General features: G+C 35.3%; 14 protein-coding genes and 1 riboswitch. Of the genes, 12 read left to right on the top strand and 2 right to left on the bottom strand.

The features are described from left to right. Together metC and ACWM35_RS22890 are read right to left on the bottom strand one after the other, a co-directional pair. On the bottom strand, window positions 1–1,188 hold the full coding sequence (gene metC / locus ACWM35_RS22895) for a cystathionine beta-lyase (RefSeq protein WP_454821213.1): 1,188 nt from the start codon (window positions 1,186–1,188) through the stop codon (window positions 1–3). Next, window positions 1,185–2,300, bottom strand: coding sequence for a methionine biosynthesis PLP-dependent protein (locus ACWM35_RS22890; RefSeq protein ID WP_454821212.1), 1,116 nt, complete (start codon window positions 2,298–2,300; stop codon window positions 1,185–1,187). The genes metC and ACWM35_RS22890 overlap by 4 nt, the downstream gene beginning before the upstream one ends. Before the next feature lie 87 nt (window positions 2,301–2,387). Next, window positions 2,388–2,500, bottom strand: a riboswitch (SAM riboswitch). A 550-nt stretch (window positions 2,501–3,050) separates the two neighbouring features. On the opposite strand from ACWM35_RS22890, the gene ACWM35_RS22885 reads away from it, so the two are divergent. The 12 genes from ACWM35_RS22885 to ACWM35_RS22830 all read left to right on the top strand — a co-directional run bounded on the left by ACWM35_RS22885 (window position 3,051) and on the right by ACWM35_RS22830 (window position 16,960). Beyond that, entirely contained in the window at window positions 3,051–4,877 is a 1,827-nt protein-coding gene (locus tag ACWM35_RS22885) for a polysaccharide biosynthesis protein (RefSeq protein ID WP_454821247.1), read from the top strand. Window positions 4,878–4,915: 38 nt separating this feature from the next. Further along, the gene (locus ACWM35_RS22880) at window positions 4,916–5,530 is read left to right on the top strand and encodes a sugar transferase (protein WP_454821211.1); all 615 of its coding nucleotides are present in this window, start codon (window positions 4,916–4,918) and stop codon (window positions 5,528–5,530) included. 19 nt (window positions 5,531–5,549) lie between these two features. Next, window positions 5,550–6,707: a DegT/DnrJ/EryC1/StrS family aminotransferase gene (locus tag ACWM35_RS22875; protein WP_454821246.1), complete on the top strand. Its 1,158-nt coding sequence runs from the start codon at window positions 5,550–5,552 to the stop codon at window positions 6,705–6,707. A 9-nt stretch (window positions 6,708–6,716) separates the two neighbouring features. Then, the gene (locus tag ACWM35_RS22870; RefSeq protein ID WP_454821210.1) at window positions 6,717–7,055 is read left to right on the top strand and encodes a helix-turn-helix domain-containing protein; all 339 of its coding nucleotides are present in this window, start codon (window positions 6,717–6,719) and stop codon (window positions 7,053–7,055) included. Window positions 7,056–7,070: 15 nt separating this feature from the next. Continuing rightward, window positions 7,071–8,231 (top strand): YveK family protein, encoded by a 1,161-nt coding sequence (locus tag ACWM35_RS22865; RefSeq protein ID WP_454821209.1) that lies wholly within the window; start codon window positions 7,071–7,073, stop codon window positions 8,229–8,231. 16 nt (window positions 8,232–8,247) lie between these two features. Then, window positions 8,248–8,922: a CpsD/CapB family tyrosine-protein kinase gene (locus ACWM35_RS22860; RefSeq protein ID WP_454821208.1), complete on the top strand. Its 675-nt coding sequence runs from the start codon at window positions 8,248–8,250 to the stop codon at window positions 8,920–8,922. 31 nt (window positions 8,923–8,953) lie between these two features. After that, the gene (locus tag ACWM35_RS22855; protein WP_454821207.1) at window positions 8,954–10,261 is read left to right on the top strand and encodes an O-antigen ligase family protein; all 1,308 of its coding nucleotides are present in this window, start codon (window positions 8,954–8,956) and stop codon (window positions 10,259–10,261) included. Further along, window positions 10,227–11,309 (top strand): hypothetical protein, encoded by a 1,083-nt coding sequence (locus ACWM35_RS22850; protein ID WP_454821206.1) that lies wholly within the window; start codon window positions 10,227–10,229, stop codon window positions 11,307–11,309. Before ACWM35_RS22855 ends, ACWM35_RS22850 begins: the two co-directional genes overlap by 35 nt. Window positions 11,310–11,351: 42 nt before the next feature. Next, window positions 11,352–12,890 (top strand): murein biosynthesis integral membrane protein MurJ, encoded by a 1,539-nt coding sequence (murJ, locus tag ACWM35_RS22845; RefSeq protein ID WP_454821205.1) that lies wholly within the window; start codon window positions 11,352–11,354, stop codon window positions 12,888–12,890. 96 nt (window positions 12,891–12,986) lie between these two features. After that, on the top strand, window positions 12,987–14,192 hold the full coding sequence (locus ACWM35_RS22840; RefSeq protein ID WP_454821204.1) for a glycosyltransferase family 4 protein: 1,206 nt from the start codon (window positions 12,987–12,989) through the stop codon (window positions 14,190–14,192). Continuing rightward, the gene (locus ACWM35_RS22835; protein ID WP_454821203.1) at window positions 14,189–15,004 is read left to right on the top strand and encodes a glycosyltransferase family 2 protein; all 816 of its coding nucleotides are present in this window, start codon (window positions 14,189–14,191) and stop codon (window positions 15,002–15,004) included. The genes ACWM35_RS22840 and ACWM35_RS22835 overlap by 4 nt, the downstream gene beginning before the upstream one ends. A gap of 12 nt (window positions 15,005–15,016) precedes the next feature. Beyond that, window positions 15,017–16,960, top strand: coding sequence for a right-handed parallel beta-helix repeat-containing protein (locus ACWM35_RS22830; RefSeq protein WP_454821202.1), 1,944 nt, complete (start codon window positions 15,017–15,019; stop codon window positions 16,958–16,960). Window positions 16,961–16,984 lie beyond the last annotated feature (24 nt).

Raw genomic sequence — 16,984 nt, 5'->3', positions numbered from 1 at the left:
TTATTTCTCCTTTATCAAGGACAAATGTTTTTCTTTTACAGCGTCTAGCGCATGGGAAAAATCTTTTATTAGATCCTCTGAATTTTCCAGTCCGACAGAGAGACGAAGGAGGCTATTTTTAATTCCTCTTTTTTCCCTTTCGGCTAGTGGCATCGCCGCATGAGACATCTTGGCAGGATAGGATAAAATCGATTCCACAGCGCCAAGACTAACAGCGAATACAGGTATTTTTACAGTGGAAACAAAGGTCCGAACTGCTTCCTCATTAACGAGTTCAAATGAAAAAACAGCCCCTGCTCCATTTGCCTGAGTATTTTGGAGTTCATACTGTGGGTGGTTTGGAAGACCAGGATAATAGACTTTTTCGATCAGCGGATGTGACGCTAGAAATTCAGCAACTTTAAGAGCTGATTTCTGTGATTGTTCTAGCCGAACATGAAGCGTTTTTAAGCCTCTAAGCACAAGCCAAGCATCCTGAACCCCTAGTACAGCTCCAAAAGAATTTTGTAAAAATCCGAGCCTTTTGGCCAAGCCAGCATCGTTCACTACCGCAAGTCCTGCAATGACATCGCTATGACCAGATAGAAATTTCGTCGCACTATGAAGGACGACATCTGCCCCGAGCTCAAATGGTTTTTGCAGGGCAGGAGTGAGAAAAGTATTATCAACAAAGACAAGGGCGTTATTTTCTTTAGCAATTTCACTAACCGCTTTAATATCGGTTACTTTTAATGTAGGGTTTGAGGGAGTTTCAACATAGAATGCCTTTGTATTTGGCTGAGTAGCAGCCCTTACCTGACCTAAGTCAGTCATATCGACAAAGGTATGTTCAATTCCGAAGCGGGAAAGAACTTCGGTAACCATTCGAAACGTCCCGCCATAGACATCCTCCGTAATGACGACGTGATCACCGGATGAAAGAAGTAGAAAAGCTGTAGATATCGCAGCCATTCCTGATGAAAAGGCAAAGCCTTTCGAACCTCCTTCTAATTCTGCAATCACATCTTCCAGCGCTTCCCTTGTCGGATTTAAGCTGCGGCTATAATCATATTTTCCAAACTGGTCGATTTTTGATTGATGAAAGGTGGAAGCGTGTTGGATAGGGACACTGACCGCTCCCGTTGCAGGATCAAACTTGTGTCGATTATGCAGTAGCTTCGTTTCAAAACAAAATTCTTCGCTTGTCATTTACCAATCACTCCCTCTTTTAGTTTGGAAAAAGCTCGTTCAAGATCGTTAATAATATCCTCTGGATCTTCAATCCCGACAGAAAAACGTAATAAGCGGTTGCAGACACCGGATTGGATACGGACTTCTTCTGGAATATCAGCGTGAGTCTGTGTTGCCGGGTAAGTAATAAAGCTTTCTGTACCCCCGAGGCTTTCAGCAAAGGTGATAAGGGCTAAATTTTGTAAAAATGGGTTCACACATGCTTCATCTTTAACACGAAATGAAACCATTCCACCTTTGCCAGGATAAAGAACATCGGTTACCGCTTCATGATTAGAAAGATATTCAACAATTTCCTTTGCATTTTTTTCATGTTTTTTCATCCGGAGCGATAAAGTTTTCATGCCTCGCATTAATAACCAGGAATCGAATGGACTGAGGACTGCACCAGCTCCGTTGTGGTAGAGTGCTAGTTCATCACAAAGTTCTTTCCCTTTAGCTACAATGAGTCCGGCAAGAACATCATTATGGCCGCCGAGATATTTCGTCGCACTATGAATGACAATATCAGCCCCAAGCAGAATCGGCTGTTGAAGAACAGGAGTGTAGAATGTGTTATCAACAATCAACAATATTCCATGTTCCTTGGCAATTTCAGAAACAGCGGCTATATCGGACTGCTGCATTAGAGGATTGGTCGGGGTTTCAAGGAAGATTGCTTTTGTTTGTGGTGTAATCTTACGTTCAATCTCCTCGGGACAACATGTATTAACGTATTCCGCCTTTAATCCCCATTTTTTATAGCCTTTATCTAATAATCGATAGGTTCCGCCATATAAATCTTCACTTACAAGCCATTCATCTCCCGCTTGAAACAAGGACAAAACCGTAAAAATCGCAGCCATACCTGAACTGCAGGCAAATCCTTGATCTCCCCCTTCTAAATCCGCAATGGCTTGTTCAAGGAGCTGGCGTGTTGGATTACCTGTACGAACGTAATCAAAACCAGTGGATTGCCCAATCCCCTCATGCCGGTAGGCAGTTGAAAAATAAACGGGCGGATTAACGGTGCCTGTCACCGTATCACTGCGATTTCCAATTTGGGCAAGCTTCGTATCAATCTTAAACATCACAACCACTCCTATTTAATAAAAATATAAATAAAAAAAGTCTTCTTTAAGAAGAAGACTTTTGTCAGTACAACACAGTTGTCATTCTTCTTATCTCGCAAATTCGTAAATTTGCAGGACGTAGCACCTTTTCAATGAAAAATTCATTGAAGGTTGCTGAGACTTCATAGGGCCATTCCCTCTGCCTCTCTTGATAAGAACTAATATTTAGACTTTTTATAAAATTTACACCATTAGAGGAGAGACTGTCAACTTATTTTCAAATAAATATACTAAGATATCTCAAGTGAAAGTTCGTTATAAAGGAAAAAGTAGAAAGTGGGATAAGTAAATTAAGCTATAACTTTAGAAGTGTGAATTTTAAGAATAATAGTTAAATTCGCCACATTTCCATTGACTTGTTCTATATAATGAACTAACATGAGGTATAAGAACTAGTCTATGTGTTTTATATAGAATGTTTTGTTGTAGTCTATTTCTTAAGTAACAAATGGATAATTTAATAAAAAGGTGTTTTTTTTGGAAAAATCGTTCTTTAATAAGAACAAAAATATTTTGGTGATACCTCCTTTCCATTATCAATGGGGGTACTCGGTCATGCTGTGGGTCGATAGACCTTAGACGCTAGTCGTCAAGGGGATGATGTGAGGACGGGTTAGATGCCCAAATAAAAAATTTAAAGTATGGACTCTTATGAAAGAGTCTATACTTTAAATTTTTTATTAAGAAAAAGGGAAAGGAATGGGGATTTTGACTTATCGCCAAAGAATATCGTTTTTTATCTTTATTGACTCATTTATTGTCTTAGCATCTATCTTCTCCAGTCGGTTTTTGGTAGGAGGAACTTTGAATGTGGTTACTTCTTCAACCTTATTAATCGCGGTGACTATATTACTCAGTCAATATTTCCTTTCATTTCGCTTCAAGTTATATAAAAAGGCATGGGAATATGCAAGTATTGGGGAATTGTTAAGCATTTTAAAGGTTGTAACCTTATCAATCCTGATCTCAGCTGGAGCAGAGCAATTATTAATAGGTGAAATTTCCTTTCGTTTGCTAACAGTGGTGTGGTTATTGAATTTGTTGTTTATGGGAGGGTTACGCTTTAGTTGGAGATTGTTCCGAGACACATATTTAAATAGGGCAAATAACAATCAGCGTACACTCATCGTTGGAGCAGGATCAGCCGGGATGATGGTCGCAAGACAATTAAAACAGAATAATGAAGCTGATTTATTTCCAGTGGGGTTTATTGATGATGATATCAAAAAGCATAAACTTGATATTTTAGGGATTCCGGTAATGGGTGGAATCACTAGAATTGAAGAAATCGTGAAAAAGCTTGATATTAATAATATTGTCATTGCCATCCCGTCACTAAGTAAAAAAGAGTTAAATAACATATTTTTGGAGTGTGCTAAGACTAGTGCCAAGACGCAGATATTACCGATGCTAGAAGACCTAATGACAGGAAAAGTATCTATAAAACAGTTTCGTGATGTTCAAGTGGAAGATTTATTAGGCAGGGATCCAGTTGAATTAGATCTGAATAGTATATCGGAATATATCACGAATAAAGTGGTATTAGTAACAGGTGCAGGGGGATCCATCGGCTCAGAAATTTGTCGGCAGATTGCTCAATTTTCGCCCCAAAAACTTATTTTATTAGGGCATGGAGAAAATAGCATTTACTCCATTGAAATGGAGTTGAAAAATTCCTACCAAAATACGGATATAGAATTTGTTCCGGTTATTGCCGATTTACAAGACTTAAAGAAAATGATGTTTGCAATGAGCTTATACCAGCCGGATGTTGTCTATCATGCAGCTGCCCATAAACATGTACCATTAATGGAATGTAATCCAGAAGAGGCTGTTAAAAATAACATAATTGGCACACTGAATGCGGCAAAGGCAGCAAGTTGGAGTCATGTGAAAACCTTTGTGATGATATCGTCTGATAAAGCCGTGAATCCAACAAGTGTCATGGGGGCAACAAAGAGGATTGCCGAAATGATTATACAAAACATGGACCAGGAAAGTAGAACGAAATTTGTTGCCGTACGTTTTGGTAATGTACTTGGGAGCAGAGGAAGTGTGATTCCGCTATTTAAGAGCCAAATTGAAAAGGGCGGTCCTGTTACGGTTACACATCCTGACATGGTTCGATATTTTATGACGATTCCCGAAGCTTCAAGGCTAGTCCTCCAAGCTGGTGCACTGGCAAAGGGAGGAGAGATTTTTATTTTAGATATGGGCGAGCCTGTAAAAATTGTAGATTTGGCTAAAAATCTCATAAAACTCTCCGGGTACTCCATTGAAGAAATCGGAATTGAATACACAGGCGTACGTCCAGGTGAGAAGCTTTTTGAGGAATTATTGAAAGAAAATGAAGTTCATGACGAGCAAATTTATCCACAAATTTATATTGGCAAGACCTCAGAAATGTATCAACAGGAAATTGAGGAAATCATCTCAAACTATTCCAATCTAGAAAGAGGTGAGATTCGGGAAATGCTTTTGAATCTTGCGAATAGGAGAGATGCTACTAATCATAAATTATCAGTATCAGTGTGAATATTTTGTATTTTTATAGAAGAAATGGAAGTGAGTATATGAAGAGGTTGATGGATGTACTTATTTCAATCATATTGCTAATATTTTTATCGCCTATCATTTTATTAACCGGAATTTTAGTCAAATATAAACTTGGCTCGCCGGTTCTTTTCAAGCAGCAAAGACCAGGTTTAAATGGTAGGCCTTTTTACCTTTACAAATTCAGAAGCATGAATGACTCTAGAGACAGCGATAACAAATTGTTGCCTGATGATCAACGCTTAACAGCTGTTGGTACTTTCCTTAGGAAATATAGCTTAGACGAATTACCACAGTTAATCAATGTTTTAAAGGGAGAATTAAGCTTAGTCGGCCCCCGTCCATTATTGATGGAGTATCTACCGTTGTATACAGAAGAGCAGGCAAAAAGGCACTTAGTTAAACCAGGCATTACAGGTTGGGCTCAGGTAAATGGCCGCAATGTGATTTCATGGGAAGAGAAATTTGAACTTGATGTCTGGTATGTAAATCATCAAACAATTTTACTTGATATAAAAATATTAATGTTAACCATGTTAAAAGTGATTCAATCAGAAGGTATTAATCAGGTAGAACATGTAACAGTTGCACCATTTACAGGGACAGAAATAAAAGAAAAAGAACAACATGGATAAATTTTTGGGGGTGGATGGTCTGATACAAACAGAGATGAAAAATAGAATATATCTTTCCTCGCCACACATGAGTGGAAGTGAAATGAAATTCATACATGAAGCGTTCGAGACGAATTGGATTGCCCCATTAGGATCGAACGTTGACGCATTTGAAAAAGAGATTGCTAATTTTGTTGGAGTTGATGAAGCGGTAGCGGTAAGTTCAGGAACTGCTGCGATTCATTTGGCTCTTATTTTATTGGATGTTCAAAAGGGTGATACTGTTTTTTGCTCAAGTTTAACCTTTGTTGCAAGCGCCAATCCAATATTATATCAGGGTGCAGAACCTGTGTTTATTGATTCTGAACCGGACAGTTGGAATATGTCTCCAGTAGCACTTGAAAAAGCTTTTAAGGATGCAGCTGCGGTTGACGAACTTCCTAAAGCTGTCATTATTGTTAATCTCTATGGGCAGTCAGCTAAAATGGATGAACTTATCTCTATTTGTAATAAATATGATGTTCCAATTATAGAAGATGCGGCGGAGTCACTTGGCTCATTTTATAAAGGAAAAGCAAGTGGAACATTTGGAGATTTCGGTATCTATTCTTTTAATGGTAATAAAATTATTACAACTTCTAGTGGGGGAATGCTTATTTCTAATAATAAAGCTGCCATACATAAGGCTCGTTATTTAGCAACGCAGGCAAAAGATCCTGCACCATACTACCAGCATAGCATGATGGGGTACAACTATCGAATGAGCAATATATTAGCGGGAATTGGAAGGGGACAACTAGCGGTATTAGATGAGAGAGTGCGTGCACGTAGAAGGGTTTTCGAGATCTACCAACAAGAATTAGCTCATCTTCCTTTGATTTCATTTATGCCTGAATTAGAAAATTCTGTTTCGAATCGTTGGCTTACCGTATTAACAATTAATAAAAAATTCCCATCTGTGTCTGTAAACGAAATTCTTCATTCATTTGAGTCTGAGAATATAGAAGCTAGACATGTTTGGAAGCCCCTGCATATGCAGCCGCTTTTTAAAAATTGTAAGTACTATTGTCATTCTAAAAACGAGAGCATTTCGGAAGAATTTTTCCAAACGGGAATATGTTTACCATCAGGATCTAATTTGACATTAGAAGATCAAATGAGAGTGATCGAATGTTTGAAAAAAATGCTTGAAAAATGAGGGAATGAAATGATAGGACAGAAAATCTCAAAATTAAGAAAACAACGAGGTTATACGTTATCAGAACTTGCTGAATTAGCTAAGATATCGAAGTCGTACCTAAGTAATATTGAGCGCAATTTGCATAAAAACCCCTCGCTTGAAATTATTAAACGGATTGCAAATGTTTTAGACGTAGATATCTCAACCTTATTAGAAACGAGTGATGGGAAGGATAGGAAGTTGTTTCTTGAAAAGGAATGGATTGACTTTGTAAATGAACTAAAGGAAATAGGGATGGAAAAAGAGCAAATACACCAGTATAAAACACTAATTGAATTTATTAAGTGGCAAAATGAAAGAAACTAGTTGTTGGAGGAGAATATGAAGAATGCGATCAGTGTATTAGATATTTTTGCTACCATAAAGAAACGCTGGAAACTAATCATGCTTACGACATCGGTTGCGTTAATAATTAGTATCATCATTTCATTTTTTGTCATGACACCAGTATATCAGGCATCCACAGAAATTCTAGTCAACCAAAAAGACTCGGAAAACAAACTGGACATTACCTTAATGCAAAGCAATGTTGATTTAATTAATACCTATAGCATGATTATTAAAAGTCCCGTCATTTTAGATAAAGTCATTGAAAGTCTTAATCTCACCCTAACTGAAGAACAACTAAATGAAAAAATCGCGATTAATAGCTCTGAAAATTCTCAAGTCTTTTCAATAATTGTTGAGGATACCAATTCGGTTAGGGCAGTAGAAATCGCAAATTCAACCTCTGAAACGTTTCAAAAAGAAATTAAAGGGATCATGAAGGTGGATAATGTCAGCATACTGGCACAAGCAGAAATAAAAGAGAATCCCACCCCTATTAAACCGAATCGATTATTAAATAGTACTATTGCAATCGTGGTAGGTGTGATGGCTGGAATATCTTTTGCCATCATATTAGAACATTTGGATAAAACACTTAGAGAAGATCAGGATATTGAAGCGTATCTGGGATTACCAGTACTAGGTTATATCCCAAAAATAACAGATAAAATGGTTGAAAAAGTAGAGTATGTAAATTTTGAAATTGCTGATGAATCCGATGGGGTTATACAGGAAATAACTTCTTTAAGGACACAGGTAGATCAAGAGAAAAAAAAGCTGTTAAAAAATGAGGTCATGGATGAAATCACCGAAATAGTGGAGCAGTTAAATGTTACTCTCAAAAACATCGCTGATCAGGAAATAGCATTTTCAAAACTAGTTGATTTTGCCGTTCAGGGAATATTTACAGCGGAAGTAATTGCTGTAAAAAAACAGGAAATAGCTGCGAAAATTGAATTGTTAAAAGAGGAACAAGAGGAATTAACTTCTAAGTTGAAAAATATCAGCATCGTATCTGTTGAAAGTAAATTACAAAAGGTTTTAGACGTAATAGAAGAATTTGAGGATTTAGAAATAGCAGCGAGTGTATCTCATGATGCAAATGAAAGGATTAAGAGTTTTGTGAGAAAGGTTGAAGAAGTAAACACTATATAAAAGGGTGGTGGGACCAATGAAACGTAAGGTGAAATTTAATCGGAAAAGAGCGGTTCATTTAATCGCACAAAGTAATCCTAAACTCCCCATTTCTGAACAATTCCGGCAAATAAGGACAAATATTCTATTCTCTTCTGCAGATAAAGAAATCAAAACCATTGTCGTCACTTCTCCAGAACCTTCAGATGGTAAATCAACGATTGCCGCAAACTTGGCCATCGTTCTCGCACAACAAGGGAAATCGGTATTGCTGGTAGATTCTGATTTAAGAAAGCCATCTGTTCATTACACCTTTAATAAGAATAATATAGATGGATTAACAAGTGTTCTTGCTAAGAAAAGTAATTTAGATACTGCCATATCATTAACTCATGTTCCAAATTTAAAAATATTAACCAGTGGTCCAGTACCCCCTAACCCTTCGGAACTCTTAAATTCAAAAGCTTTAGAGAAAGTACTGGACCAACTCAAAGATAGCTTCAAATATGTTATTTTCGATACACCTCCAATTCTAGCAGTTACAGATTCTCAGATTATCGCCAAAAAATGTGATGGAGTTGTTCTGGTTGTTTCAAGTGGAAAAACATTTAGAGACCAGGCGATGAAGGCCAAAGAATTAATGGAAAAAACAAAGACACAAATGCTTGGTGTAGTTGTGAACGGAGTTGAATCTGTTTACGAATATTATTAAAGATAACAAAAAGGGTGGTGTAGATAGAATCGTGAGTTATTCACTAGAATTAAATCATTATAAAAAAAATACTAATATTCTATTTACAATAGCCATCTTTTTGATGGCTGTTTTATTACACCAATCCCAGGTAGTATTTGGCGTTAATATTTCTTTTGCTGACCTATTTTGTATCTATATTTTTATTGTTTTATTAATAAATAATCAAATAAAAATACCAATAACTGCCGTTTCGTATTTTTTGGTGGTATCAATAAGTGTGCTAATATCCACAGTCTTCCTAGTACCCGTTAAATATATGTTTAATCCCGAGCCGTTGAGTATTATAAGTGAATACATTAAGTTGGTAGCTTTATTCTTGTATTTCATATTAGGTTATAATTTAAACCATAATCATTTGATGGAAAAAATAGTGAGATGGTATTCAGCTATTGGCGTACTTATAGGGGGAGCCGGAATAATTTTTACCGTTTTTAACATTCGGGTATTTTCGGAAATTCTTTTTTTTGCAGGTACAAGGTTTAGAGGATTCATGATTGACCCAAATTACTATTCTATTTTACAGATTGCGGCCCTTGTATACATTAGCAGGATAAACACAATTAAGGTGAGCTATAAATGGCTTGCTTTTTTTATTATCTTTATGTCAGTGCTTAATTCAGGATCTAAAACGGGAATCATTTCACTTTTATGCTATTTAACTATAAGAGTATTTGAATATCTTTTGAAACAAAATAAGAACGCCTTTGTGGTAGTCGTACAGCTCATTTTACTTACATCTATCATTTTAATTGTTCCAGCCATATTAGGTTTTCTTCAATATCTAATCAATGTATTAGGTGCGAGTATTCCCTCGTTTGTAAGGATTCAACAACTCCTTACTGATTTTGGCGGGGCAATTTCTGAGAATGGTTCCGGAAGAGATGTCACTTGGAGGGTAGCATTTGGGGTGATACAGCTTTCACCAATAATAGGCGTTGGGATAGGGACTTATTCAACCGTTGCTTTTCAGATGTTTCATTCAGACGAGATATCGCATAACACATTTTTACAGCTATCTGCTGAATGGGGAATTCCATTAGCTTTTCTACTTTTTTTCTATATATTTTTCTTGTTGGGGAAAGCTACAACCGCACGCTTACCAAACACTATATTTAACCATATATTAAGGGACATTATTATAATCCTTTTATTAGGTTCTATAGCGATTTCATTAAACAATGCCCGATTACTTTGGTTGGTTTTAGGGGCATTAGTGTCTTCATTATATAGGGACAATACTCAGGATATGAAGGAGGGAAAAAATGAAAAGGAAAATGACCAATTATTTGAAGAATAAAAGAGAAGTCATAAAGAGTTTTAATGCAAATGCAAAATATATGTGCTCTGGTGACTATGTACTAGACGAATCTATTATGTATATTACCAAAAATGACTATTACATTAAAAATCGTGCGAAAAAAATATTACAGACCGATTATTATCCCATATCAATAAGATTATTTATTTTCTTATTAAGACAAACGCTTTTTAGAAAGAATATCTATATTCCTGAACAGGATGTACATCTTGAACAATTTTCTGGAACTATCTATCGACCGATTAGGAGTTCAAATGGTTATAACGATAGTAAAATCTTTGATTTATCGCATAACAAAGTATTGTCCATTTTTTCAACTGAACAAGCCTATCGTTCAGTTATCGAAATCTACGACTTTTTCAAGGAATATTTTCCGATGCCAGTGATCTTATTGAAGAACGACAAGCGGTTATTAGTTATGGAGGAACTTGTTCATTTTCAACCAGTGCATACTTGGATGAAGGAAGATTATTTGTATGTAATGAACGATGTTTTTAAGCGCCATTTTTATTACTTAAAAAGTTACTCAAACAGCATTGATTTATATCGAACCCCTGAAGCAATAGTTAATTCTTTGGAAAATCATCATGAGATTCGTTATATTAGTGACCAAATTCACCCAGATTTACTGCCGCTGAATTTCCCCTATATTAAACTTCATGGTGATTTGTGGACATCTAATTGTTTATTAATAAAGGGAGATAATCATCAGATTAAATATATTGATTGGGAATATTCTAATACATTAATATTTTTCTATGATATTTTTACTATGATGTGGCTTGAAGTTTATATGAATAATAATGATATTTACATAGCAAAATATCTAAAAGGTGAATATGATGATGTGTTTAATAATCTGTTCTCATTTTTTGATATGAAGTTTGAGGAGAAACTCAGATTAGACTATCTTAATATTTATTTATTAAATTTTTTTTATGAGAGATTAATACATTTCGATCCTGAAGCAAAACTAGCATATTTATATCAATATAAAAAATTATTAGATAGAATGGCTTACACATAACCGAGTTAATAACAAATAAAAATAAGAGTAGTAGGCGATTGCATGAAAAAAACGGTTATTTTCTTGATGTTATTAACGATCTTTTCAAAAATCTTAGGTTTTGCCAGGGATATAAGTTTATCTTACTTCTATGGTGCTACGATTATTAGTGACGTCTATTTAATTGCCAGCACAATTCCTTTTGTTATCCTTGCGATTATCGGAAAGGGTATTTCAACCGGGTTCGTTCCTATGTATACCCGTATTGAATCCAATGAAGGGACAGAAAGAGCAATTAATTATACTAACAATTTAGTTAATTTTGTCATGGTAGTATGTACAATTATTCTGATCATGGGGTTACTATTTACTGAACAGATTGTTAAGTTGTTTGCTTCTGGGTTTGATGGAGAAACATTAGATTTGGCGGTTGTTTTTACAAGGATTTCATTAATTGGAGTCTATTTTACAGGATTAAATTATGTCTTTGCAGCATTTCTTCAGGTTAAAGGGATATTTATCATTACTGCACTTGTTGGGCTTCCATCCAATTTTATCGTAATTGGGTCCTTTTTTTTAGGTTCGCAAACAAATGTTTATATGTTAGCAGTTGGAAGTGTCCTTGCAATTGGGTCACAATTTTTATTAATTGTTTTTTATGGGTATAAAAATAACTATCGCTACAAACCTAGGTTGGATGTAAAAGATAAGAATATTAAACAATTGATTATTTTGGCTTTACCTGTAATCCTAGGTTCATCTGTTGCGCAAATTAATTTATTAATAGATAGAACATTGGCCTCGAAAATCTCTCTGGGGGGAATATCGGCATTAAATTATGCCAATACAATCAATTTAATTGTTTTAGGGGTCGTTGTTTCAACCATTACTACCGTTTTATATCCTAAAATAGCAAAAATGGCAGTTCAAAGTAAAATGAATGAGTTAAAAACATATATATCTGAAGCCATTAATACGATTCATTTATTTGTTTTGCCTGTTACAGTAGGATATATGCTTTTTGCAGAACCAATTGTTCAATTGTTATATGGAAGAGGGGAATTTGATTCAAAAGCTATTTCGTTGACCTCGATTGCTCTATTCTACTATTCTATTGGACTAATTGGCTTTAGTCTTAGAGATATACTATCTAACGTATTCTATTCTCTGCAAGATACCAAAACACCAATGGTTAATGCTGCTATTTCTATGTTAATAAATATTGTTTTAAACTTTGTCTTATCGAAGTATTTGGGAATTGGCGGGCTGGCACTTGCTACAAGTATATCGATTTTATTTTGCTCACTCCTCCTTTTAATCAATCTTAGAAAAAAGATTGGAAATTTTGGATTAAAAACCATCATGCTAACTTTTACTAAAATATTTTTTGCTTCGCTCGCTATGGGGGGAATAAGCCACCATGCATACAATTTACTGATTAATCAGATTGGTTCTACCTTTTCTTTGTTCCTTTCTGTGTTAATTGGGATGATTGTATACGCTACGATGATATCCTTTATGAAAATTAAAGAAGTGAATAGTCTTATCATTTCGATAAAACATAAATCGAAGAGTTCCACTAATGCAAAAGCAGCCTCATAAACTTTACTATTTTTAGTCTTTCAGCAAGGGCTTACGAATGAACCGTATGGCCTTTTTATTATGGAAAAATCCATGTTATTGGCTAAGGAGAAAACAATGAAAATATTATATGTTACCACTAATTCAAACACCGTTAATGCCTTTTTAATTCCACATGTAAAATTTCTCATTGAACAGGGAAATGAGGTCGGTCTGGCTTTTAATACGATTCAAGAAGTAAGTCAGGAAATAATTAACCTTGGCTGTAAGATACACCAAATCGAGTTTCAAAGAAATCCATTAAAAAAAGAGAATCTCAATGCTTATAAAAAAATTAAACAGGCTATTGTAGAAGAAGGATATGAATGCGTTCATGTCCATACGCCAGTTGCTTCATTCCTTACTCGATTCGCATGTAGAAAATTAATAAATGTTACGATTCTATATACTGCTCATGGGTTCCACTTTTTTAAGGGAGCTCCCAAGTGGAATTGGCTGATATACTTTACACTTGAAAAGATCGCTGCAAGATGGACGGATGGGCTGATAACAATGAATCAAGAGGATTATATGTCTGCTGATAAGCTTCGATTACGAAAAGCAGAATCAATCTATAAAATCCATGGCGTAGGGCTTGACTTAGAAAAATTCTTTCCTCAAACCACTGAAGAAAAGAATAGATTAAGGAAGGAGTATGGCTATAAGGAAAGGGATTTTCTATTAATCTATGTTGGAGAGCTTAGCTATAGAAAACATCAAGATCTCTTAATCGAGGCAATTAGTTTGATAAAAGGAAGTATACCCAAACTTAAGCTTTTACTGGTTGGAGATGGAGACCTTTTAAATGATTACGCTGATTTGGCTAATCGATTAGGTGTAGAGGAAAATGTAGAATTTTTAGGCTTTCGAAAAGATGTCCATCATTTATTAACGATTTCAGATGTTGCCATCTCAACATCAAGACAGGAAGGTCTGCCTGTTAATGTTATGGAAGCAATGGCGACAGGATTGCCAGTAATCGTAACGAATTGCAGGGGAAATCATGATTTAGTTATCGGTGGAGAAAATGGATTAATCGTTGATGTAAATGATGCTAGGGATTGTTCAAATGCGATTAGCAAGCTTTATCAATCTGAAGCATTAAGAAGGAAGTTCGGTGAAAAAAGTTTAGAACTCATACAACTATACTCGCTTGAAAATGTTATCAGTGAATTGAAGGAAATTTACACGGAAGCATCCTGTAAAATATCAAAGTTTCAAAGGAAATCCTCTTCGAATGTGCTTAAACAAGATAATTCTTTAGGAAAAGAGGTGAAATTTTGAAGGGAAAAGTCTCAATTATCATGGGTATTTATAATTGTGAAAACTTTCTTGCGGAATCCCTTACGTCCATAATGAATCAAACGTATAAAAATTGGGAGTTAATACTTTGTGATGATGGGTCAACGGATGGCACTATTAAAATTGCTGCTGAATTTGTGAAAAGAGATGAAAGAATCAAGTTGATAAAAAATAATACTAACTTGGGTTTAGCTAAAACACTTAATAATTGCTTAAAACATTGTCAAGGAGAATACATCTTGAGGCATGACGGGGATGACATTATGGTGGTAAATCGGATTGAAACTCAAGTAGCTTATATGAATAATCATGATTGTGATGCATGCGGGTCAGGAGCCTATTTATTTGATAAAAGAGGAGTTTGGGGAACAAGACAGCCAGTTAGGTTTCCTCATAGAAATATAATGATTACTGATGGTCCCTTTATTCATCCAACCGTCATAATGAAACATGAAAAATTACTTGAGGTTGCAGGTTATTCAGATAATCAATTAACAAAACAAAGACTAGAGGATTATGATCTTTGGCTTAAATTCTATGAAAAGGGATTTATTCTTCATAATCTTCAAGTACCATTAATTTACTTTAGGGAAGATCATGAATCCTATCACCGGAAAAGTAGAAAATTTAGAGTTACGGAAACAAGGGCCAGGTTAGATGCATGTAAGAGATTAAATATACCTATGTTAAAAAGAATACTCGCTTTTAAGCCTATGGTGGTAATGCTAGTTCCCAAAAATGCTCTAAAAAAATATCATGCATGGCAAACAAGTAAAAAAAGCTTTCATGCATAAAGGTGTGAGCAAATGTTGAAGGTTTTAAAAAGAAAGCGGGGAACGAATGGGTTGTTACTTATTTTTTTATTAATTGGAGCAGGTTTAGTTTATTTTTTCCTTGCCCAGGATGGTCTCCAAAATGGACAAAGCAAAACGCCTTCGTTAGCGGTTGATACAACCAGTATCCATATAGCTAATAAGGAGAGGCATCATACCTTCGTTATCTTAAATGAATCTAATGGTGGAAAAACCAATGTAACCGAACAAAGTAAATTTATTACATCAAATAAAAAGGTTGCTGCTGTTGATCAGTCCGGTGTAATCACAGCGATTAGTCCAGGAAAAGCAAAAATCATGATTCGTTATAAGGAATTTACTAAAATTGTTACGGTTACAGTGGAAAATAAGATTCTTCAGGTAAATGTCAAAGATTACGGAGCAGTTGGTGATGGTAGGATCGATGATACAAATGCCTTTCAAAATGCAATCAATGATCTTTCCCAACAAGAAGGCGGTAATGTTTTCATTCCGGAAGGAACCTATATTTTACAACCAATTTTTCTAAAGCCTAAAGTTAATTTAGTAGGAGAAAGTCGTGATAGGGTTTCGTTAAAACTTGCAAACGATGCACCAGATGGTCACAACAGGTTAATTAATATGGAGGATAATACAAAAATACAAAACATCACATGTGATGGGAATTATCGGAATCATCCAAAAGGAACTGAGCATATGCACTGTATCTTTGCTTATGATAAGGATCATCTATTAATAGAAAATAGTAGATTGAAAAATGCTTTTGGCGATGGTATTTCAATCTCAGGATCTGAAAAATCAAGTAATTTTGTCGTGATTTCCAATAATATTATGGAGGAGAATCAGCGGTCCCAAATTGTAATCGAACAAGTAAACCATCTAAAAGTTATTAATAATACAATAACCTCTCAAACCGGACGCCCTGGGATACACTTTGAGCCATGGGAGGAAAAAGAGTATTTTGACGCAAAAATAACGGGTAATACAATCACTACTAACTCTACTGGATACTGTTCATTGCTAAGAGGTGCGGATTCAGAACGTGCAGGGCTTGGGGGGAAAGGATTTTTCTTTCATGGAATTGAGTTTTACAAAAATACGGTTAACTGTCCTACTGGTGTGTTTTTAATTGAGGACACATCAGGAATAAAATTTTTTGAGAATAAGTTGAATGTTAAGGATATAAAGGTGTGGAGAAAAAATGAAAACGTCAATATTTATAAAAACTTAGTTCATGCAGAAATTGGTGTCCGGATTGAAGGTGGATGGGAGGGTAATCTAGTTTCAACTGCAACGAAGATTTATGGAAATACCTTTTCGACTTCAAAGGAGGGTGTTTTAATTCAGGCGGGTGCAGAAGAAACAAAGGTCGTTAACAACACCTTTTCAGGTGAAGGTAATAAGTCAGGCATCAAGTTATTTGCATCCAATAACATTAATGACATCACTGTATGTGAGAATACATTTACTACCTATGACAAGGGGGTGTATTTTGAGTATTATGGGGACGTAATGATAAATGGAGTGAAAGTTTGCGAAAATAGGTTCATAGACTTAAATAATTTTGCCCTTTACGCCAAAGGGCCCGTTCATAATCTTTCCATGGTCGAGAATGTTGTCACTAATTCATCAGGTGCGTATATTTACGTCCACGAGGGAAGACCGATGTCTAACATTACGATTAGCAATAACACAATATCTGGTGGAAAAGATGGGATAGTACAAGAGGAATATGGAAAAGGTTCACTAAATAGGTTTACGATCAATGATAATCATATTTCAAATAACTCAAATGCAGCCATAGAACTTAAGAGTAGAGCATCCCTGCTAAAAAATGTTTCTATTAGTAAAAATATCTTAACGAATAACGCTAAAAACAAAATTAAGGTTCCAGATGGATTAAAGAAATTTGTGCGAAATAATATCATTCAAGAATGAAAAAATTTTTTCTTGATTGTTCTT

This window comes from Neobacillus sp. K501, assembly GCF_053749995.1.
This window is presented reverse-complemented; position numbering and strand designations above follow the sequence as displayed.

What these genes read in the sequence shown, in the direction of transcription:
- metC (WP_454821213.1), bottom strand. Translation starts at nt 1,188, where the DNA reads ATGACAAGCGAAGAATTTTGTTTTGAAACGAAGCTACTGCATAATCGA.
- ACWM35_RS22865 (WP_454821209.1), top strand. Translation starts at nt 7,071, where the DNA reads ATGAAGAATGCGATCAGTGTATTAGATATTTTTGCTACCATAAAGAAA.
- ACWM35_RS22860 (WP_454821208.1), top strand. Translation starts at nt 8,248, where the DNA reads ATGAAACGTAAGGTGAAATTTAATCGGAAAAGAGCGGTTCATTTAATC.
- ACWM35_RS22880 (WP_454821211.1), top strand. Translation starts at nt 4,916, where the DNA reads ATGAAGAGGTTGATGGATGTACTTATTTCAATCATATTGCTAATATTT.
- ACWM35_RS22830 (WP_454821202.1), top strand. Translation starts at nt 15,017, where the DNA reads ATGTTGAAGGTTTTAAAAAGAAAGCGGGGAACGAATGGGTTGTTACTT.
- ACWM35_RS22870 (WP_454821210.1), top strand. Translation starts at nt 6,717, where the DNA reads ATGATAGGACAGAAAATCTCAAAATTAAGAAAACAACGAGGTTATACG.
- ACWM35_RS22840 (WP_454821204.1), top strand. Translation starts at nt 12,987, where the DNA reads ATGAAAATATTATATGTTACCACTAATTCAAACACCGTTAATGCCTTT.
- murJ (WP_454821205.1), top strand. Translation starts at nt 11,352, where the DNA reads ATGAAAAAAACGGTTATTTTCTTGATGTTATTAACGATCTTTTCAAAA.
- ACWM35_RS22850 (WP_454821206.1), top strand. Translation starts at nt 10,227, where the DNA reads ATGAAAAGGAAAATGACCAATTATTTGAAGAATAAAAGAGAAGTCATA.
- ACWM35_RS22890 (WP_454821212.1), bottom strand. Translation starts at nt 2,300, where the DNA reads ATGTTTAAGATTGATACGAAGCTTGCCCAAATTGGAAATCGCAGTGAT.